The sequence below is a fragment of the Curtobacterium sp. MCLR17_051 genome (assembly GCF_003234395.1).
Taxonomy (GTDB): domain Bacteria; phylum Actinomycetota; class Actinomycetes; order Actinomycetales; family Microbacteriaceae; genus Curtobacterium; species Curtobacterium flaccumfaciens.
Genome location: NZ_QKTA01000022.1, coordinates 14,240 through 33,373 on the forward strand (window position 1 = coordinate 14,240; position 19,134 = coordinate 33,373).

Genomic DNA, 19,134 nt, shown 5'->3' on the forward strand with positions numbered 1-19,134 from the left:
CCACTCAGGAAGCCGTCCCGGTGCGACCGAGCACTTGCGGCAGTTGTAACTTTGCAGGCAGCGCAAAAATCGTTCTGCCAGCGCATCGGTACCCCGGGAGACCCTGCTCATGACCCAGACGGCGACCGCACCCGCGGCCCCCACCACGGCGTCCAACGTCGTGATGAACCACCGACAGATCCTGTTGGTGATCTACGGCCTGATGGCCGGCATGTTCCTCGGTGCCCTCGACCAGACGATCGTCGGCACCGCGATCCGCACCATCGGTGACGACCTGCACGGACTCGACCAGCAGGCCTGGGTCACCACCGGGTACCTGATCGCGTCGACGGTGACGACCCCGATCTACGGCAAGCTCTCCGACATCTTCGGTCGCCGGCCGCTCTTCATCACCGCGATCGGCATCTTCATCGTCGGTTCGTTCGCGGCGTCGTTCTCCGACTCGATGCTCATGCTCGCCGGGTTCCGTGCGCTGCAGGGCCTGGGCGCCGGTGGTCTGATGTCCCTGCCGCTGGCGATCATGGGCGACATGCTCGCCCCACGCGAGCGGGCGAAGTACCAGGGCTACTTCCTGGCGGTCTTCGGGATCTCGTCCGTCATCGGGCCGCTCGTCGGTGGCGTCTTCGCCGGCGCGGACCAGCTGCTGTTCATCGCCGGCTGGCGCTGGGTGTTCCTGATCAACGTGCCGATCGGCATCATCGCCCTGTTCATGGTGCTGACGTTCCTGCACCTGCCGAAGTTCGGCGACCGCGGCAAGCCCCGCATCGACTGGTGGGGCGCGACGCTCGTCATCGTCACGCTCGTGCCGCTGCTGCTCATCGCCGAGCAGGGCCGCGAGTGGGGCTGGGACTCCCCCGCCGCCTTCGCCTGCTACGCCATCGGTGCCCTCGGCCTGATCGCGTTCATCATCGTCGAGCGGGCCATGGGCGACGACGCGATCCTGCCGATGAAGCTGTTCGGGTCACGGGTGTTCTCGATGTCCGCGATCCTGTCCGTGCTCGTCGGCTTCGGCATGTTCGGCGCGATGCTGACGATCCCGCTGTACCTGCAGATCGTCAAGGGCGTGACCCCGACCGAGTCCGGGTTCGCCATGCTGCCGATGGTGCTCGGCCTGATGATCTCGTCGATCGCCTCCGGCCAGATCATCTCGAAGACCGGCAACTACCAGGTCTTCCCGATCACCGGAACGGCGTTCACGGCGATCGGCTTCACGGTCCTGACGTTCCTGACCGCCGACCGACCCCTGTGGTTCCTGATGCTCGGCATGTTCGGCATCGGGCTCGGACTCGGGCAGCTCATGCAGACGCTGACCCTGGCCGCGCAGAACTCGGTCTCGCCGCGGGATATCGGTGTCGCGACGAGCGCGGCGACGTTCTTCCGCCAGATCGGCGGCACCATGGGCACCGCCGTCCTGCTCTCCGTGCTGTTCACCCTGATGCCGACGAACATCAGCGCCGCGATGCAGAACGAGTCCGACCTGAAGAGCGCGCTCAACGCCGCGATGACGCCCTCCGTCGCGAACGCCTCGAAGAACCAGGGCGTGATGGACGAGATCTGGACGAAGATCGTCGACCCGGTGCAGAAGAACGTGCAGGACGGTCTCGACCAGGGCACCGCGCAGGCGAAGCAGGCCGCCGACGCCGCCGTGACCAAGCAGGTGACGGCCGCCGTGCAGCGGCAGGTCGCCGCGGGCACGGTCCCCGCCGCCGCAGCGGACACGATCATCGCCCAGCAGGTCGACGACGCGAAGCCAGCAGCCGAGCAGCAGGCGCTCGAGACGGCAGCCACGAAGGCGAACGCCTCGGTCGTCGACGGCACGCTGCAGATCGACTACTCGGACAAGGGGCAGCGGGAGAACGTCGTCGACCAGGTCGCCCCGACGCTCATCAAGCAGCTGAAGAGCGGCGACTCGGCCGCGAGCTCGTCCACCGATTCGGCGACGAGCGACACGTCGTTCCTGAACGGCGCGGACCCCCGGCTCAGCCGTCCGTTCCTGGTCGGGTTCAGCGACTCGGCCGTCCGCGTCTACTACGTCGGCCTCGCGGTGATCCTGATCGCGTTCGTGCTGACGTGGTTCTTCCGGGTGCCGCCGCTCCGCAAGACCTCGGCGCTGCAGGAGCAGGCGGATGCCGCACGCACGGCTGCCGGGGCGGGCTCGGACGGGAGTGCCGTCGCAGCCGCTGCCGCCGCGGCACCCGGGGCCGGTCCGGTGCCGTCGGGGGCGGCGTCCGCCGAAGTCCCGACCTCGCCCGACGTTCCGACGTCGCCGGACGTGCAGCCGCGGTCCGCCCGGGCCGCGGGAGCGTCGGACGTCTCGGTGCTACCGCACGGGGTCGACGACACCCGCGCGCCGCTGCCGAACGCCACGACGCACGGTGCACACTCGGCGGCTGCGCCGGTCGACGAGCCACCGACGACGACCGGTGCCATCCGGACCCGGGCTGCCCACGCGGCTGCGGTCGTGGAGCCGGACGCTCCCGGGGCCGGAGCCGACGCGGCGGAGGCGAGCCGGGCCTCCGGGACGGACGCTGACGACGCTGGCGACGCGCACGCGCACGGGCGGCACTCGGCCGAGTAGTCGGCGCGGGCGCTGGCTCGATGTGTGTGCATGTTCCGACGATCCACGCGTCGAACGACTCGTGGATCGTCGCAGCATGCACCCGCATCGTGTACGTGTGCATCTTCCGACAGAACGCGCGTCGAACGACTCGTGGATTGTCGCTCGGTGCACCCGTATGCACCATGCGCACCGGTCGCAGACCCCGCCAGCCTCAGACCGCCGGCGCCGCGTCCCCCGCTGCCGACCCCGCCCCGGCCTCAGCAACCTCGAACGACGCACCCGGCAACCGCCTCCGCATCACGTCGATCGCCGCCGGGTTGTCGTCCACCAGCACGTACCGCCGCCCCAGTGCATGCGCCACCGCGCCCGTGGTCCCGCTGCCCGCGAAGAAGTCGAGCACCCAGTCCCCCTCGCGTGAGGACGCCTGCACGATCCGCCGCAGCACCCCCTCGGGCTTCTGCGTGGGGTAGCCGGTCTTCTCGCGGCCGGTCGGCGACACGATCGTGTGCCACCAGACGTCGGTGGGCAGCTTGCCGCGCTCGCGCTTCTCGGGTGTGACGAGCCCCGGCGCCATGTACGGCTCGCGGTCGACGGCCTCGGAGTCGAACCAGTACCGCGACGGGTCCTTCACGTAGACCAGGATCGTGTCGTGCTTCGTGGGCCAGCGCGTCTTGGACTTGGCACCGAAGTCGTAGGCCCAGACGATCTCGTTCAGGAACGACTCGCGGCCGAACAGCGCGTCGAGCAGCACCTTGGCGTAGTGCGACTCGCGGTAGTCGAGGTGCAGGTACAGCGTGCCGTCAGTGGCGAGCAGCCGCCAGGCCTCGATGAGTCGGGGTTCGAGGAACGACCAGTAGTCCTCGAACCGGTCGTCGAAGCGCATCAGGTCGCCGCGCACCCGCTCGTAGGTCCGGCCGTGGAACCCCATCACCGGGCCGTCGGCCTTCGGCACGGCGGACGTCGCGTGCCGACGCTGGTACCGGCCGGTGTTGAACGGCGGGTCCAGGTACACCAGGGTGAAGGAGCCGTCCGGGTACGCGGGGACCACGTCGAGGGCGTCGCCGAGGACGACGCGGTCCGGGCCTCGGTCGTCTCCCCTGCGCACGGACCCATTGTCGCGCACCGAGCAGGCACGCTCGACGCGCACCGCACCGCGCAGTGCACGGAGCCAGCGAGCATGCACCGCACGCTCAGGCCCCGGCGTACGGTCGAGTGCATGGCAGCAGCACCCGAGGTCCGCAACGACACCGACAAGCAGCAGTACTCCCTGATCGAGGACGGCGAGGTCATCGGCCTCGCGGCGTACGAGATCGACGGCGACGAGATCCGCTTCGTGCACACCGAGGTCGATCCCGAGCACCGCGGTGGTGGGCACGCGTCGATCCTGGTGCAGCACGCCCTCGACGACGTGCGTGCGAGTTCGTCACGCCGGGTCGTCGCGCAGTGCAGCTACGTGCACGCGTGGATCGAGCGGCACCCGGACTACCAGGAGCTCACGACGCGCTGACGCGGGCGACCCCCAGACGAGCGCGGCGCCCGTCCGCTCAGTACGAGCGGTCGTGCGTCCCCGCGCGGGCCTCGTGCCGCCCGGCGCTCCGCACCGTCGGCACCCGGATGAGCACGCTGCCGCTGAGCAGGTCGTGGTCGTGGTCCGCCGGTGACGGGGCCTGTTTCGGCAGGCGCGCCTGCCGTTCGTACTCGGCTTGCGTCTCGTGCCGGGTCGGTGCGAACACCTCGTCCAGCATCCCGCCCATGCCTCCGGATCCGCCGCTGCGCTGGGACTTGTTCGACAGGTCGATCCACCCCATGCGATCGGCGATCCACACCACGACGGCCACGGCGGCCACCGCCCCCAGGAAGATCAACCAGTTCACGGCAGCGACGCTACGTGGGCTGCGCGGCGAGCGGATCAGCCGCGCGGGGGATTCTCATCATCCACACGTCTGGTTCATGAGGTCGAGGCGCACACTCGAGGCAGCGGCGGCCGGGACGTCCCCCCTCAGCTCCGGCCGTCGCGTCCACCGTCGATCGGAACGGGGCTCACGGCACCCGCTCGAGCCACTCCTTCGTCGCGAACTTCGTCCGCACCAGCTCCTGCGCGCGCTCCCGCTCGGCCTCGGTCACGTGCCCCTCGGTCGCCCCGTACAGCCGGGTGAAGGTGCCGATCAGCCGCTCGATGATCTCGGCGCGGGACAGCCCGGTCTGCGAGCGGAGCGGGTCGACGCGCTTCGCAGCACTGGTGGTGCCCTTGTCGCTCATCTTCTCGCGCCCGATGCGCAGCACCTGCACCATCTTCTCGCCGTCCATGTCGTAGCTCATGGTGGCGTGGTGCAGCAGCGACCCGGTGCCGAGGCGCTTCTGTGCGGCCCCGCCGATCTTGCCCTTGGTCGAGGTGATGTCGTTGAGCGGCTGGTAGTAGGCCTCGATGCCGAGCGACTTGAGCGCCTCGATCACCCACTCGTCGAGGAACGCGTACGAGTCGGCGAACGTCATGCCCTGCACCAGGTCGGACGGCACGTAGAGCGAGTAGGAGATCACGGCGCCGGCGTCCATGAACATCGCGCCACCGCCGGAGATGCGTCGGACCACCTGCACGCCGTACTTCTCGGCGCCGGCGGGGTCGACCTCGTTCTTGAGCGACTGGAACGAGCCGATCACGACGGCCGGCTGGTCCCACTCCCAGATGCGCAGCGTGGGACCGCGACGGCCGGCACCGACCTCTTCGGTCAGCACCTGGTCGAGCGCGAGGTGCTCGTTCGGGCTGATCGGCCCCTCGTGCACGATCTGCCAGTCGTGGTCGCGCCAGGTCGAGGCCCGCGACAGCGCGCGGCGCACCGCGACGCCGACGGACTCGGGCGTGAAGCCGAGCAGCACCGCATCGGTCGGCAGGGCCGCCCGCACGGCTGCGGCGATGCCAGCAGCGTCGGTGGTGGCGGGGAGCCCGTTCACGGCCGCGTCGATGAGCGGCAGCGCGTCGTCGGGTTCCAGGAAGAAGTCACCCGCCAGGCGGAACTGCTGGATCGTGCCGTCGACGACCTCGAGGTCGACGACGACCAGCTTGCCTCCGGGGACCTTGTACTCACCGTGCATGCCGCAACCCTATTCCGGACGGCCGACGGCCCGGCCGTGGGCCTGCCTGGTGACGGCCTGGAGGCGCGTGGCGGCGCCGCCACGGGCCTCCAGTCCGCCGCCGGTCGCGTCGCAGGACGCGGCGAGCGCCGTCAGCGCGCCGTCACCCGGTCGAGCCACTTGACCAGGTCGCCGATGACCTCGGCGCGGTTCGTCTCGTTGTAGACCTCGTGCCGCGCGCCCTCGTACACCTGCACGGTCACGTCGGACAGTCGTCCGCGTCGGCGGTACGCCTGCGCCAGACGCTCGATCGAGCGCGGACCCCCGAGGCTGTCGTCGGAGCCGACCTGCAGCAGCATCGGCAGGTCGTGCGGGATCCCCCGCCGCGGCACACCGAGCAGCCGGAGGGTGTCGGCGAGCCCGAAGAGCCCGATGACGTCGGCCTCGACCGCCAGGGGGTCGAGCGCCATCGCGTCGATGATCTTCCGGTCGCGGGTGAGCCACTCGTACTTGGTGGGCCCGGACCCCGCGTGCCGGGCGTTGAGGTCGCCGCTGTTCATCCAGCCGGGCAGCCGGTAGGCACTCGCGGACAGGACGACGCCGTCGTAGCGGTCCGACGAGGTGTTCACGATCCGCTGCGCCATGAGCGACCCCCACGAGTGCCCGAGCAGCACGAGCGGCAGCCCCGGTTCGTCGGCCCGCGCGACCGCGCTCATCTGTTCCACCGCGGCGATCGCCGCGCGCAGGCCGCCGGGGCCGAGCCGGCCGAGCTTGGCGTGGTCGCCGTCCCACTGGGTCAGGCCGGTGCGACCGTGCCCGCGGTGGTCGTTGGCGTGCACGGTGTAGCCGGCGCGCACCAGGTCCTGCGCGAGCGGTTCGTACCGGAGCCCGTGCTCCCCGACCCCGTGCGCGATCTGCACGACACCCTTCGGCCGCGCCGCACGCCAGGTCGAGTAGACGATCTCGACGCCGTGGGCGTCGGTGAACGAGGCGTCGCCGCGAGCGGCGGAGAAAGTCGGCACACCCGCATCCTTCCAGACACTGCCATCCTCGCAGACGCGCTCCATCACGGACCTGTTCACCCGGCGTTCACGCAGGGGGTTCCAGGCGGGCCTAGCGTCCTGCGCATGGACGTCATCGTCATCGTCACGCTGGTGATCGTCGTGGCCCTCGTGTTCGACTTCACGAACGGCTTCCACGACACCGCGAACGCCATGGCCACGTCGGTCGCCACGGGAGCGCTCAAGCCCCGGACCGCCGTGCTCATCTCCGCCGTGCTCAACGTCGTCGGCGCGTTCCTGTCCACTGAGGTCGCCAAGACCGTCTCGCAGGGCATCATCCGCGAGGGGCAGGACGGCATCCACATCTCCCCCACGATGATCTTCGCGGGGCTCGTCGGCGCGGTGCTCTGGAACCTGGCGACCTGGTACCTCGGGCTGCCGTCCTCGTCCACCCATGCGCTGTTCGGCGGGCTCATCGGGGCCTCGATCATCGGGGCGGGGCTGAACTCGATCAGCTGGGCGACGGTGGTGTCGAAGGTCGTGCTGCCGGCGCTGCTCTCCCCGGTCATCGCCGGGGTGATCGCCCTGGTCGCGACGTACCTGGCGTACGTGCTCACGAAGAACGCGACGACCCACGGTGCCGCGACCGGGTTCCGGCACGGGCAGACGATCTCGGCGTCGCTGGTGTCGCTCGCGCACGGCACGAACGACGCGCAGAAGACGATGGGCGTCATCACGCTGACCCTCATCGCCGCGAACTACCAGGCCGCCGGCACCGGTCCGGCGCTCTGGGTGATCCTCGCCTGCGGGCTCGCGATCGGCCTCGGCACGTACATGGGCGGCTGGCGGATCATGCAGACGGTCGGCAAGAAGATCTCCGACGTGCAGTCGCCGCAGGGCTTCGCCGCCGAGACGAGCTCCGCCGCGACGATCCTCATCTCGTCGCACCTGGGCTTCGCGCTCTCGACGACCCACGTGACGAGCGGCGCGGTCGTCGGCTCGGGCCTCGGCAAGAAGCTCGCCGACGTGCACTGGTCGGTCGTCGGCCGCATCGTCATCGCGTGGGTCATCACGTTGCCGGCCGCTGCGGTGGTCGGGGCGCTCGCGACCTGGCTCGCGTCGACCTCGGCCTTCGGACTGGTGCTCGTCGCGGTCCTCGCCCTGGCCGGCGGGCTCACGTTCTACGTCCTCGCCAAGCGCAAGCCGATCTCGCACGAGGACATCACCACCGAGTCCGGGCCGGCCGAGCAGGCCGAGCCGCAGCCGACCGGCGCGACGAACTGAGGGGAACGACGATGGACATCGACTTCACCGCGATCGGCACGGTCGCCGGCGTCGGCTTCGTGGCCGCCGTGGGCCTGGTGCTCGTGTACACGCTCGGCCTGCGGCTGCTCGGCACGGGGCAGCCGGACGACGCGGGCGGCGAGCGCACGCAGTACTCCGACGAGACCCCGCGCTCCGGGCACACCCCGCCGGCGGCACTGGCGGGAGCCGTGCTGTGCTTCGCGCTGTGCACCATCGCCGTGCTGGCCGGCATCTGGTTGACGATCCCCCAGTTCCACTGAGGACGTTCCTTCCCAGAACACCCGCGATGGCTGGTGGAATCGGGCGTACCTGGTCAGAACTTCCGACCAGGTACGCCCGATTCCGCCAGGTACGCCGGAACCGCCCCGCACCTGCCCCGCCTGGGATGATCGAACGGTGACCACCCACCACCACCTCGACGCCACGGTCGACTCCGCCGTCGACGTCTTCACCGCCGAACGCCAGCCGGTCCTGACCGTCGAACCGGGCGACACGGTGACCGTCCGCACCCTGAGCGCCGCGGGCTACACGGAACGCCAGCCGGGCCCGGGCCTCGACGCTCCGACCCTGATCGACCCGCGCCGGGGCCACTGTCTGGTCGGGCCGATCGCCGTCGCGGGAGCACGTCCGGGGATGGTCCTGGCGGTGCACTTCGACGACCTCGTGCCCGACGACTGGGGTTACACGGCCTCGGGCGGAGTCGACTCCCCCGTGAACCGCGCACTCGGCCTGACCGACCCGGCGTCGCGCGGCCCGCTGCTCTGGGACATCGACGTGTCCGCCGGAGTCGCCGTGAACCAGCTCGGCCTCGGGGTACGGACCGCACCGTTCCTCGGCGTCGTCGGCGTCCCACCCGAGCCCACCGGGGAGCACTCCACGATCCCGCCCCGCACGGTCGGCGGCGGCAACGTCGACTGCCGCGAGCTGATCGCCGGCTCGACCCTGTACCTGCCCGTGACGGTGCCGGACGACCTGCTCCACGTCGGCGACGGGCACGCGGCCCAGGGCGACGGCGAGGTCTCCGGCACGGCGGTCGAGTGCGGCATGACCACGACGATGACCCTGACGCTCCTCGATGCGGCGCCGGTCGAGGGCGTGCACGCGGACACCCCGGCCGGCCGCATCACCTTCGGCTTCGACGCCGACCTCAACGTCGCGACGGCCACGGCGCTCGACCGGATGGTCGACTGGATCGCCGGGATGCACGGCATCGGCCGCGCCGAGGCACTCGCGATGGCGAGCGTGGCGGTGAGCATGCGCATCACGCAGGTCGCGAACCGCACGTGGGGCGTGCACGCCCTGCTCCCGCACGACGCGATCCTGACGGACGCGCGGCTCTGAAGGCCGGGAGGCCCACCCAGCGCGAGCCGACCGGCGCACGCTGGGCGGGCCTCCCGTCCGACGTTCCTTCCCATCGCATCCGCGCTGGAAAGCGGAAACGGGCGTACCTGGTCGAAAGAACCGACCAGGTACGCCCGTTTCGACCAGGTACGCCCGGAACGACCAGGTGCACCGGACCCGTCAGTGCGCGGAGTAGCCGCCGTCCACCAGGTGGTAGCTGCCCGTGATGAACGAGGCCTTGTCGCTCAGCAGGAACAGCACGAGCGCGGCGACCTCGGCGTCGGTGCCGAGCCGCTTCGAGGCGTGCTCGTCCTCGAGCGCCGCGATGGCCTCGGGCGAGAGCGACTTCCGGAGCAGCGGGGTGTCGATGAACCCGGGGCCCACGGCGTTCGTGCGGACGCCCTGCGACGAGTACTCGAGCGCGGCGACCTTGGTCAGCCCGGCGAGCGCGTGCTTCGAGGCGACGTAGGCCGCGTTCTGCGCCATGCCGACCGTACCGAGCACCGACGCCATGTTCACGATCGCGCCACCGCCGGCGGCGACCATCGCGGGGATCTCGTAGCGCAGCCCGTAGAAGACGCCGTCCAGGTCGACCGCACGGACGCGGTCCCAGGCGGCGATGTCGTACTCGCCGATCGGCTGCGGTGCTGCGCCGATGCCGGCGTTGTTCACGGCCAGGTGCAGCGCGCCGAACGTGTCGACCGCGAACCGCACCATGCGCTCGTTGTCCGCGGCGACCGCGGAGTTGGCCTCGAACGCGCGGGCGGTGCCACCGACCTCCACGATCGACGCGGCGACGCGCTCGGCGCCCGCCAGGTTGATGTCGGCGACGACCACCGTGGCGCCCGCCGCGGCGAGCTCCTTCGCGACCGACTCACCGATGCCGCTGCCACCACCGGTGACGACGGCGACCTTGCCCTCGAACTCGGACATGTTCTCCTTCTCTCTCGGCAACACGTGTTGTCTACAACCACGGTACACCCGAAATGCAGTTCGTTCGCTGAACTAATGAGATAGGCTAACGACCGATGACCGACGCCACCGACCTCCGCATCGCGGTGAACCGGCTGTCCCGCACACTCCGTGCCCAGAAGGCCGACTCGAGCGTGACGGACGCGCAGTTCTCCGCCCTCGCCCGCCTGCACCGCGACGGCGCCATGACCCTGGCCGACCTGAGCCGACAGGACGGCGTCACCCCGCCCTCGATGACGAAGACCGTCGCGGTGCTGGTCGAGCGGGGCCTGGTGTCGAAGTGCGGGCACGGCGACGACCGCCGCAAGGTGCTGCTCGGTGCGACGCCAGCCGGAGCCGCCTTCGTCGAGGAGACCCGACGCCGCCGCGACGGCTGGCTCTCCCCGCGACTCGCAGCACTCACCGCCGACGAGCGGAGCACCCTCGCCGACGCCACCGAGATCATGAGGAGGCTGGCCCAGCAGTGACCGCCATGTTCCGCTCCCTCGCCGGACGCAACTACCGCATCTGGTTCGCCGGAGCCCTGGTGTCGAACGTCGGCACCTGGATGCAGCGCACCGCCCAGGACTGGATGGTGCTGACCCAGCTCTCCGACAACAACGCCGTCGCGGTGGGCATCACGATGGCCCTGCAGTTCGGCCCCCAGCTGCTGCTCCTGCCGCTCACCGGGCTCGCCGCCGACCGGTTCGACCGCCGGAAGATGCTCATGCTCACCCAGGGCCTGATGGGGCTGCTCGGACTGGGACTCGGCGTCATGGTCCTCACCCACACGGCCACCCTGCTCGCGCTCTACGGCTTCGCCCTGGCACTCGGCATCGTCGCCGCGTTCGACGCCCCGATCCGGCAGGCCTTCGTCTCCGACGTCGTGCAGGGCGAGGACGTGTCGAACGCCGTCGCCCTGAACTCCGCGTCGTTCAACGCCGCACGCCTGATCGGCCCCGCGGTCGCCGGTGTGCTCATCGCGGCGATCGGCTCCGGATGGGTGTTCGTCATCAACGCCGGGTCGTTCCTGGCCGTCCTGCTCGCACTCCGGTTCGTCGACCCCGCCCAGCTCGCCGAACGGGTCCGGGCGGGCCGCGGCAAGGGGCAGATCGTCGCCGGCTTCCGGTACGTCCGCACCCGGCCGGACATCGTCGTCGTGCTCTGCATGATCTTCGTCGTCGGGACGTTCGGCGTGAACTTCCCGATCTTCACCTCGACGATGGCGCGGGTCGAGTTCCACCAGGGCGCCGGCGAGTTCGGGCTGCTCAACTCGGTGATGGCGATCGGCTCGGTGCTCGGTGCACTGCTGTCCGCCCGGCGGGACAAGCCGCGGATGCGCACCCTCGTGCTCGCCGCCGGCGGGTTCGGGCTCGCGTGCACCGCCGCTGCCCTCGCCCCGACGTACTGGACCTTCGCAATCGTGCTGGTGTTCGTCGGACTCGCATCCCTGACCTTCATGACGACCGCGAACGCCCTGGTGCAGACCACGACGAAGCCCGCGATGCGCGGCCGCGTGATGGCGCTCTACATGGCGATCTTCGCGGGCGGCACCCCCATCGGCGCTCCGCTCGTCGGTGCCGTCGCCGACGCCTTCGGCCCACGCTGGGCGATCGTCGTCGGCGCGGCCTCGGGCTTCGTCGCCCTCGGGATCGCGCTCGTCTGGCTCGTCCGGTACCAGCGGGTCCGGCTGCGCTACGACGCCGACTCACGGCTGCACCTGGCGATCACGCACGCCGTGCCGGTGGTCGGCTCGCGCGCGGCGCTCCGCCGCGAGCTGGAACGCGACGAGACGCTCGCCGACCGCTCCAGCGCCGTCTGACGGACCGGCGGGTCACCCTGCCCGTCGGCCGACGGCCCGTGACGCACCGACCGTCGGACGGGAGGCCCGCACCGGCGCCGCCACGGGCCTCCCGTCCGGCACCACCCGGGCACACGGCCACGGTCACGACGCGCAGACCGGCCCGGTCCCGCCACACACGCGCCGACGCGGCTCCGGACGCGCGCGCCGGGCGGGCTCAGAGCACGGGTGCGGACGACGCGAAGACGCGCTCGTCGAGGGCCGCAGCGACGCGGTCGGCAGCCACCGCCAGCCGTTGCCCGACGTCACCCGCCACCGCGAGCGCCGACTCCTCGGGGATGCCGTCGAGCAGGGCGCGGACCTCGTCGAACCCGGCGACCTCGTCCGCGACGCAGGACGGGGCGACGTCGGCCAGGCACTCGGCCGCGCGGTGCACGGTGAACCGCAACGACCGCGGGCTGTGCGCGTCGAGGAGCAGGAAGGCGGCGGCGTCGGACGGCACCGGGGCGTGGTCACGGCCGCGCAGGAAGGCCTCGCCCGCGCCGCACGCCCGGAGCGCCGCCGTCCACGAGGTGACCGCGTCCGGCTCGAGCAACCGCGACGCCAGCAGCCGTGCGGTGGAGGCGCAGCGGGTGAGCGAGCGTCCGAGGGTGAAGAACTCCCACACCTCGTCGCGGCTGGCATCCCCCTCGACCACCCCGATGGCGAGGGCACTGCGCTCCCGCACCCAGCCGAGGAACTCGTGCGCCCGGTCGGGGGCGATCTTCCGGGGCATCCGCGACCGCGTGACGTCGAGGCAGTCCCAGAGCTCGCTCGAGACGACCTCGCGGGCGCGGCGTGCGTGGTCACGGGCGACGGCGACCGCGGCGGCGATGGACGCGGGTTCGTGCCGGTCGAGCGCGAGGGCGTCGACGGTGGCGGCGCGGTCCGGGTCGTTCGCGGGGCCGGTGGTCCCGATGACGCTGCGGAGCTCGGTGGACACGAGCCGGTCGTCGTCGAGGGTGCCTGGTTCTCGGCGGGCGACGTAGACGTCGAGCAAGCGTGCGACGACGTCGGTGCGCTCCACCGCGCTCCCCACGTGGAAGACGTTCCCCGCGAGGCGGCTCAGCACGGCTGCTCCTGCATGTCCAGAACCTAACGAGCCGGCGTTGCCGGGGTGTTACAGAACCGCGTCACGGGTGTTGCAGGTGTCCCGTCTCCGCGCTCGCTAGACAATCTAACTAGAGCGTCTAGCATTGGGGCATGACGTCCGAGGTGATGACCAGCACCGCGGGGTACTGGTACGAGGACTCCGCGGTCTCCGCCGTGGACGTCCTCAACGCCCTGCGGCGGTACCGGACGGCCGAGAGTGCTGCGCAGCGCCGAGCGCGCGAGGCACTGGGGATCGGCGAGAACGCCCTGCTGGCGCTCCGGTTCCTGATCGACGCCGAGCACGACGGCCGCACCGTCAACGCGAAGGACCTCGCCGAGCGGCTCGAGATCACCGCGGCGTCGACGTCGGCGCTCGTCGACCGGCTCGTCCGCAGCGGCCACGTCGAACGGCACGCCGACCCGAACGACCGCCGTGGCGTGATCCTCACCGCCACCGGCACCTCGATGCGCCACGCGCTCCGGGTCATCGAGGAACTCGACGCCCGCGCGCTCGAGGTCACCGAGCATCTGCCGAGCAACGAGATGGCCGTCGTCGTGGACTTCCTGGACGAGATGGTCCGCGTCGTGGACGAGCTCGACGCCGGGTCGGACCACCTCCGTCGCGCGTAGCCTGGACCGCATGGACCCTCGCGGCGAGCACCACCCCGAGGACGACATGCCGTTCGCCGAACTCGACTCGCGGGCCCGTGCCGACGCCGCACTCCGACGCATCCAGGCCGGGTCCGATCCGGCTCGTGAGGCGTTCGACCTCGCCAACACCATGAACGACGAGGCCGTGGGGCGGCTCACGAAGCGCCTGCGGCAGCTGTTCCGCCGGGGCTGATCGGTCGGCGGACCCGTGCGCGTGCGGGTGCGGGTGTCTGTGCGCGTGCGTCTGCCCGTGCGTCAGAACGCGGTGCCGACCGCGGCGATGTCGTCGCCCCCGTGGCCGGCTGCGCTGGCATCGGCGTAGACGCGCCCGAGTGGCTCGAGCAGCGTGGTGGACACCCCCGCAGTCCGGGCGGCATCGGTGATGAGTCCGATGTCCTTCCGCAGCCCGTCGAGCGCGAACTGGGCGGGGAACTCGCGGGCGATCATCGCGGCGCCCTTGGTGTGGGCGTAGGCGGAGTCGCTCGCGCTGCCCTCGATGGCCTGCAGGAACAGCGCGGGGTCGAGCCCGAGCGCCGCCGCGAGGGCCAGGGACTGCCCGGTCGCCGCGGTGATCGAGGCGATCCAGGCGTTCGCGGCGAGCTTGAGTGCGGTGCCGTCGCCGACGTGGTCGCCGGCGCGGACGGTCTTCGCGCCGATCGCGTCGAGCACGGTGCCGACACGGTCGAGCAGGTCCGCCGGGCCGGCCGCGAGCATCGTGAGCTTGCCCTGTTCTGCGGGGGCCTTCGTGCCGAGCATCATCGCCTCGACGAGGGTGATGCCGTACTTCTCGGCCAGCTGCACGATCGTCGCGGTGCCGTCGACCCCGATCGTCGAGGCCTGCACCCACACGGCGTCGGTCGGGGCGTCGCCGGCGGCCTGCTCGAGGACGTCGACGACCGCATCGGTGTCGAACAGGGTGAGCAGGACGACCTCGGCGTGCTCGACGGCAGTGCCAGGGTCGCTCGCCACCGTCGCGCCGCGGTCGCCCAGGGGCGAGGCCTTGTCGGCACTGCGGTTCCAGACCGTCACCTCGTGGCCGTCGCGGAGCAGTGATCCCGCCACACCGGCACCCATCGCACCCGTCCCCAACACCGTCACTCGCACGTGCGTCTCCGTCCTGGCGCGACAGCGTGCCGCGACCGCTCCAACGCTACGCCCGACGCCGTCAGAGGAGCCCGCGAGCCCTGAGCCAGGCGGCCGGGTCGATCGGGGTGCCGGCCACGATGACCTCGAAGTGCAGGTGTGCGCCGGTCGAGACACCCGTGTTGCCGACGGCCCCGAGCCGCTCCCCCGCGCCGAGGACCTGGCCGGGGCGGACGTCGATCACCGACAGGTGCCCGTACCGCGTCGCGGTGCCGTCGGCGTGCTGCAGGAGAACCTGGTTGCCGTAGCCACCGAGGACACCCGCCGAGACGACCCGGCCGGGCAGCGCGGCGACGACCGGGGTCCCGATGGCCGCGGCGAAGTCGACCCCCTGGTGGTTCGACGAGCACGCCGCACAGCCGACGACCCAGCGGGAGCCGAAGCCACCGGCGTCCGGGATCGCACCGGCCGTGGGACGGGCGGCGCCACCGGTCGGGCCCGAACCACCGGGGACCCGGAGCGCCGCGGCAGCACGGCCGACCGAGAAGTCGTCGCGGCCGGCCGTCGGCCCGGTCGAACTGTCGGCGACGAAGTGCTGCATGCCGGCCGATGCCGACCGGGATTCTGAAGCGGCCGGAGCGGCGACGGCGGTCTGCGGGGAGCCGACCGCGACGAACAGGCACGTGACGGCGGTGACCGCCGCGGCGGGAAGGGTCCGCCGTGCTGGGATCCGGAAGGACGCGGGGCGACGAAGCGTGGGAGCGGCCGGCTGCGTGGAGGCAGCCGGCTGTGTGGGAGCGACCGACCGCGTGGGCCGGCTGGGCTGTGGAGGCCGGATGCGTCGTGCGGGCTGGGTGGAAGCCGGGGTGGCGGTGCCCCCTCCCGCCACCCCGGCGGCTCGGAGCGGCCCCGGCTGTGCAGCGTGCCGTGCACGGCGCGGCCGGGGCGCGGTCGGTCGGGCGGCGGCGCGACGCTCGGCACCGCGTGGGCGCCGGGGCAGGCCGTCGTCGGGGGTCGTCATCGTGCGGCGCCCGGCCCGGTCAGACGCGGACGACGCCGTCACGGGCGATCCGGTCCAGCTCGCACACGACGGCGTCGACGACCGCGCGGGTGATCGCGTCGGCGACGGTCTCGACCAGGACGAGGTGCTCGGGGCGGATCGTGACCTCGGTCACCAGGGCCGATGCCACCCGCACCGGGATCTCGTCGATCGCGGCGACGAGGGCGGCCGGCACCAGCGTGGAGTCACCCGGGCGGACGGGCGCGGACATCGGCGAGGTCGGTACCGGGGTCACGACGGCGATCGCCGGCGACGGGGTGGAGCGCACGGTGGAGTGCGGAGCGTCGGCCTGATCGCGACGCTGGGCGATGGAGTCGAAGAGCGGGGTGGAGGACATGCTGCGGACGGTCCGATCTGGATGTCGTGGCTGGTCGTTCTCGGGCGACCGGCGATGGCGGCGTGCCGAGCGGCACGTCCGCCATTCAACCATCGATATTTCAGATGTGCAATAGTGACCGGACAGTCGCGGTGATCAGTCGGGGTCGACGGCGGCAGCGGTCGGGTCGTCCGGCTGCAGCGCACGACGGACCCGCTCCACGATCGTCGCGGGCGGGTTGTTGTAGGTGTTCGCCGGCTCCTGGCCGCTGAGCTCCTGGATCGCCGCCATCACGGCATCGGTCGCGTGGCGCCGAGCACGACCGGACGACGCCTCACCGAAGGACGACAGGTCGATCGGCTGCCCGAACTCGATCGTCACGCGGGCGAGCTTCGGCAGCCGGGACCCGACCGGCTGGACGTCCTCGGTGCCGGTGAGCGCGACGGGCACCACGGGGGCGCCACTCGTCAGCGCCAGCCACGCCACACCCGTGCGGCCCTTGTAGATCCGGCCGTCGAGCGAGCGCGTGCCCTCCGGGTAGATCGCGAACGCCTCGCCCTCCTGCAGGCGTGTCAGCCCGAGGTCGAGGGCCTGTTGCGCCGCCGCACCCGCGCCACGCTCGACCCCGATGGCGCCGATGCCCCCGAAGAACGCGCGCGAGACGGCTCCCTTGAGACCCGAACCCGTGAAGTACTCCTGCTTCGCCAGGAACGACACCTTGCGCGGTGCCATGAGCGTGATCGCGGGCGAGTCGATGAACGAGCGGTGGTTGCTCGCGAGGATCACCGCACCACGCTTCGGGACGTTCCGACGACCGATGATCTTCGGGCGCCACAGCAACCGGGCGAGCGGGGTCACCACCGCGCGACTGAGCACGGTGGCGAACTTCGTCGAACCGGACACCGGACCTCCTCGTGGTGACGAGCTACCGAGTGTAATGAGGCGCGCGGAGGGCACATGCCCGGAACGGCATGCAGTGCTGGTCGGCGGTCAGTCGGCCGCGGCGACGACGTCGAGGACCGCGCGCCCGTAGCGCTCGAGCTTCGCCGCGCCGACGCCGGAGATCTCGCCGAGCTGGTCGACGTCGGCCGGTCGGACGGCGGAGATGCCCCGGAGCGTCGCGTCGTTGAACACCACGTACGCGGGGACGCCCTGCTCGCGGGCTTCGGCTGCACGCCAGGCACGCAGGGCCTCGAACAGGCCGACGGCTTCCTGCGGCATGTCGGTGACGACCGTCCGTCGGCTGCTGCGTCCGGCTCGCGGAGTCTTGACCGGGTCGCGACGCATCCGCACCTGCACCTTGCCCGTCAGGACCTCGGCGCTCGTGGGACTGAGGACGACCGTGCCGAAGCCGTCGCCCGACACCGCCGCGTAGCCCTGGGCCAGCACCTGTCGTGCGACCGCGCGCCACTCGCCCTCGGACAGGTCGGCGCCGATGCCGAAGGTGGCCAGGGTGTCGTGTTGGAGTTCCTGCACGCGGGGCGACCGCTTGCCGATCAGGATGTCGACGAGGTGCGAGACACCGTACCGCTGGCGGCGCTCACGCTCGAGCCGCACGACGGTGGACAGCAGCTTCTGCGCGGGGACCGTACCGTCCCACGACTCCGGCGGCGCGATGCACGTGTCGCAGTTGCCGCACGCCGTGCTCTCCTGCCCGAAGTACGCGAGCAGCCGCACCCGGCGGCACTCGATCGTCTCGCACAGGCTGAGCATGGCGTCGAGGTGGGCGCTGAGCTGCCGACGGTGTGCGGCGTCGCCCTCGGACTGGTCGATCATCCGCCGCTGCTGCACGACGTCGTTCAGGCCGTACGCGAGCCACGCGGTGGCGGGCAGCCCGTCACGACCTGCACGGCCGGTCTCCTGGTAGTAGCCCTCGACCGACTTCGGCAGGTCGAGGTGCGCCACGAACCGGACGTCGGGCTTGTCGATGCCCATGCCGAACGCGATCGTCGCCACCATGACGACGCCGTCCTCGCGCAGGAACGTCGACTGGTTGCGGGCACGCACCCGGGCGTCGAGGCCCGCGTGGTACGGCAGGGCGTTGATCCCCTGCTCGGCCAGGGCGGACGCGGTGCGCTCGACGGAGTTGCGGGACAGGCAGTACACGATGCCGGCGTCGCCGCTGTGCTCCGTGCGGATGAAGGTGAGCAGCTGCTGCAGCGCACCGGTCTTCGGTTCGATGCGGTACTGGATGTTCGGCCGGTCGAAGTCGGCGACGAAGTGCGCGGCGTCGTCGAGGCCGAGCCGTGCGGAGATCTCGCGGTGGGTCTGCGGCGTCGCGGTGGCGGTCAGGGCGATGCGCGGCACCGTCGGCCACCGCTCGTGCAGGACGCTCAGCTCGAGGTAGTCCGGGCGGAAGTCGTGGCCCCACTGGGCGACGCAGTGCGCCTCGTCGATGGCGAACAGCGAGACGCGCGCCCGGTCGAGGAGCGCACGGGTGGACTCGAGCCGGAGCCGCTCGGGAGCGAGGTAGAGCATGTCGACCTCGCCCTGCACCACGGCACGCTCGACCCGGGACCGTTCGTCGGGGCCCTGCGTCGAGTTGAGGAATGCGGCCCGCACGCCGTTCGCCGCCAGGGCGTCGACCTGGTCCTGCATGAGGGCGATGAGCGGCGACACCACGACCCCGACGCCGTCGCGGACGAGCGATGGCACCTGGTAGCAGAGGGACTTGCCGCCACCGGTCGGCATGAGCACCAGGGCGTCGCCACCGGCCACCACCTGGTCGATGATGGCCGCCTGCTCGCCGCGGAAGTCGTCGTAGCCCCACACGCGGTGCAGCACGTCGAGCGCAGCGGCACGGGGTGCGGACACGGCGGCGGGAGCAGGCACGGCAGCGGACGCGGGCGTGGTGCTCATGCCACG

Annotated in this window: 20 protein-coding genes; 9 read left to right on the forward strand and 11 right to left on the reverse strand. The window is 71.5% G+C overall.

Going from position 1 to position 19,134, the window contains the following annotated elements:
* Window positions 1–109: 109 nt before the first annotated feature.
* Window positions 110–2,578 carry an MDR family MFS transporter gene (locus DEJ06_RS15710; protein ID WP_111039931.1) on the forward strand — a complete coding sequence of 823 codons (2,469 nt, stop codon included), beginning with the start codon at window positions 110–112 and terminating at the stop codon, window positions 2,576–2,578.
* A 193-nt stretch (window positions 2,579–2,771) separates the two neighbouring features.
* On the opposite strand, the gene DEJ06_RS15715 is transcribed toward DEJ06_RS15710, so the two are convergent.
* Window positions 2,772–3,665, reverse strand: coding sequence for a site-specific DNA-methyltransferase (locus DEJ06_RS15715; RefSeq protein ID WP_111039952.1), 894 nt, complete (start codon window positions 3,663–3,665; stop codon window positions 2,772–2,774).
* A gap of 111 nt (window positions 3,666–3,776) precedes the next feature.
* Between DEJ06_RS15715 and DEJ06_RS15720 the strand changes: the two genes are divergently transcribed.
* Window positions 3,777–4,067 carry a GNAT family N-acetyltransferase gene (locus tag DEJ06_RS15720; protein ID WP_027465074.1) on the forward strand — a complete coding sequence of 97 codons (291 nt, stop codon included), beginning with the start codon at window positions 3,777–3,779 and terminating at the stop codon, window positions 4,065–4,067.
* Between the two features lie 37 nt (window positions 4,068–4,104).
* Here the strand turns inward: DEJ06_RS15720 and DEJ06_RS15725 are convergent, their stop codons facing one another.
* From DEJ06_RS15725 to DEJ06_RS15735, 3 genes are all read right to left on the reverse strand, one after another.
* Window positions 4,105–4,434, reverse strand: a complete 330-nt coding sequence (locus DEJ06_RS15725; RefSeq protein WP_111024936.1) for a hypothetical protein — start codon at window positions 4,432–4,434, stop codon at window positions 4,105–4,107.
* A gap of 166 nt (window positions 4,435–4,600) precedes the next feature.
* A complete protein-coding gene (locus DEJ06_RS15730; RefSeq protein WP_027465073.1) occupies window positions 4,601–5,650 on the reverse strand; it encodes a biotin/lipoate A/B protein ligase family protein in 1,050 nt (349 codons plus the stop codon).
* A gap of 131 nt (window positions 5,651–5,781) precedes the next feature.
* On the reverse strand, window positions 5,782–6,651 hold the full coding sequence (locus DEJ06_RS15735) for an alpha/beta hydrolase (protein ID WP_111039932.1): 870 nt from the start codon (window positions 6,649–6,651) through the stop codon (window positions 5,782–5,784).
* Window positions 6,652–6,756: 105 nt separating this feature from the next.
* Between DEJ06_RS15735 and DEJ06_RS15740 the strand changes: the two genes are divergently transcribed.
* The 3 genes from DEJ06_RS15740 to DEJ06_RS15750 all read left to right on the forward strand — a co-directional run bounded on the left by DEJ06_RS15740 (window position 6,757) and on the right by DEJ06_RS15750 (window position 9,276).
* Window positions 6,757–7,914, forward strand: coding sequence for an inorganic phosphate transporter (locus DEJ06_RS15740; protein ID WP_071406018.1), 1,158 nt, complete (start codon window positions 6,757–6,759; stop codon window positions 7,912–7,914).
* An 11-nt stretch (window positions 7,915–7,925) separates the two neighbouring features.
* The gene (locus DEJ06_RS15745) at window positions 7,926–8,195 is read left to right on the forward strand and encodes a hypothetical protein (RefSeq protein ID WP_111039933.1); all 270 of its coding nucleotides are present in this window, start codon (window positions 7,926–7,928) and stop codon (window positions 8,193–8,195) included.
* 136 nt (window positions 8,196–8,331) lie between these two features.
* Window positions 8,332–9,276, forward strand: a complete 945-nt coding sequence (locus DEJ06_RS15750; RefSeq protein WP_111039934.1) for an acetamidase/formamidase family protein — start codon at window positions 8,332–8,334, stop codon at window positions 9,274–9,276.
* 180 nt (window positions 9,277–9,456) lie between these two features.
* Here the strand turns inward: DEJ06_RS15750 and DEJ06_RS15755 are convergent, their stop codons facing one another.
* Complete coding sequence (locus DEJ06_RS15755) at window positions 9,457–10,209, reverse strand: SDR family NAD(P)-dependent oxidoreductase (protein ID WP_111039935.1); 753 nt, start codon at window positions 10,207–10,209, stop codon at window positions 9,457–9,459.
* Between the two features lie 95 nt (window positions 10,210–10,304).
* Here DEJ06_RS15755 and DEJ06_RS15760 point away from each other — a divergent pair, with 95 nt between their 5' ends.
* Together DEJ06_RS15760 and DEJ06_RS15765 are read left to right on the forward strand one after the other, a co-directional pair.
* Window positions 10,305–10,715: a MarR family winged helix-turn-helix transcriptional regulator gene (locus DEJ06_RS15760; RefSeq protein WP_071248270.1), complete on the forward strand. Its 411-nt coding sequence runs from the start codon at window positions 10,305–10,307 to the stop codon at window positions 10,713–10,715.
* 5 nt (window positions 10,716–10,720) lie between these two features.
* Window positions 10,721–12,049 (forward strand): MFS transporter, encoded by a 1,329-nt coding sequence (locus DEJ06_RS15765; protein ID WP_375537727.1) that lies wholly within the window; start codon window positions 10,721–10,723, stop codon window positions 12,047–12,049.
* Between the two features lie 196 nt (window positions 12,050–12,245).
* Here the strand turns inward: DEJ06_RS15765 and DEJ06_RS15770 are convergent, their stop codons facing one another.
* Entirely contained in the window at window positions 12,246–13,139 is an 894-nt protein-coding gene (locus DEJ06_RS15770; protein ID WP_071406023.1) for an alpha-E domain-containing protein, read from the reverse strand.
* Window positions 13,140–13,270: 131 nt separating this feature from the next.
* Between DEJ06_RS15770 and DEJ06_RS15775 the strand changes: the two genes are divergently transcribed.
* Window positions 13,271–13,789 carry a MarR family winged helix-turn-helix transcriptional regulator gene (locus tag DEJ06_RS15775; RefSeq protein WP_110864346.1) on the forward strand — a complete coding sequence of 173 codons (519 nt, stop codon included), beginning with the start codon at window positions 13,271–13,273 and terminating at the stop codon, window positions 13,787–13,789.
* Between the two features lie 10 nt (window positions 13,790–13,799).
* Window positions 13,800–14,003, forward strand: coding sequence for a hypothetical protein (locus DEJ06_RS15780; RefSeq protein ID WP_017886198.1), 204 nt, complete (start codon window positions 13,800–13,802; stop codon window positions 14,001–14,003).
* Between the two features lie 62 nt (window positions 14,004–14,065).
* Here the strand turns inward: DEJ06_RS15780 and DEJ06_RS15785 are convergent, their stop codons facing one another.
* The 5 genes from DEJ06_RS15785 to recQ all read right to left on the reverse strand — a co-directional run bounded on the left by DEJ06_RS15785 (window position 14,066) and on the right by recQ (window position 19,128).
* Window positions 14,066–14,914, reverse strand: coding sequence for an NAD(P)-dependent oxidoreductase (locus DEJ06_RS15785; RefSeq protein ID WP_258372508.1), 849 nt, complete (start codon window positions 14,912–14,914; stop codon window positions 14,066–14,068).
* 61 nt (window positions 14,915–14,975) lie between these two features.
* Window positions 14,976–15,494, reverse strand: coding sequence for a M23 family metallopeptidase (locus DEJ06_RS18400; RefSeq protein WP_181436861.1), 519 nt, complete (start codon window positions 15,492–15,494; stop codon window positions 14,976–14,978).
* A 439-nt stretch (window positions 15,495–15,933) separates the two neighbouring features.
* Window positions 15,934–16,290 carry a hypothetical protein gene (locus DEJ06_RS15795; protein ID WP_111039938.1) on the reverse strand — a complete coding sequence of 119 codons (357 nt, stop codon included), beginning with the start codon at window positions 16,288–16,290 and terminating at the stop codon, window positions 15,934–15,936.
* Window positions 16,291–16,425: 135 nt separating this feature from the next.
* Complete coding sequence (locus DEJ06_RS15800) at window positions 16,426–17,172, reverse strand: 1-acyl-sn-glycerol-3-phosphate acyltransferase (protein WP_110864342.1); 747 nt, start codon at window positions 17,170–17,172, stop codon at window positions 16,426–16,428.
* A gap of 87 nt (window positions 17,173–17,259) precedes the next feature.
* A complete protein-coding gene (gene recQ / locus DEJ06_RS15805) occupies window positions 17,260–19,128 on the reverse strand; it encodes a DNA helicase RecQ (RefSeq protein WP_111039939.1) in 1,869 nt (622 codons plus the stop codon).
* Between the last annotated feature and the right edge of the window lie 6 nt (window positions 19,129–19,134).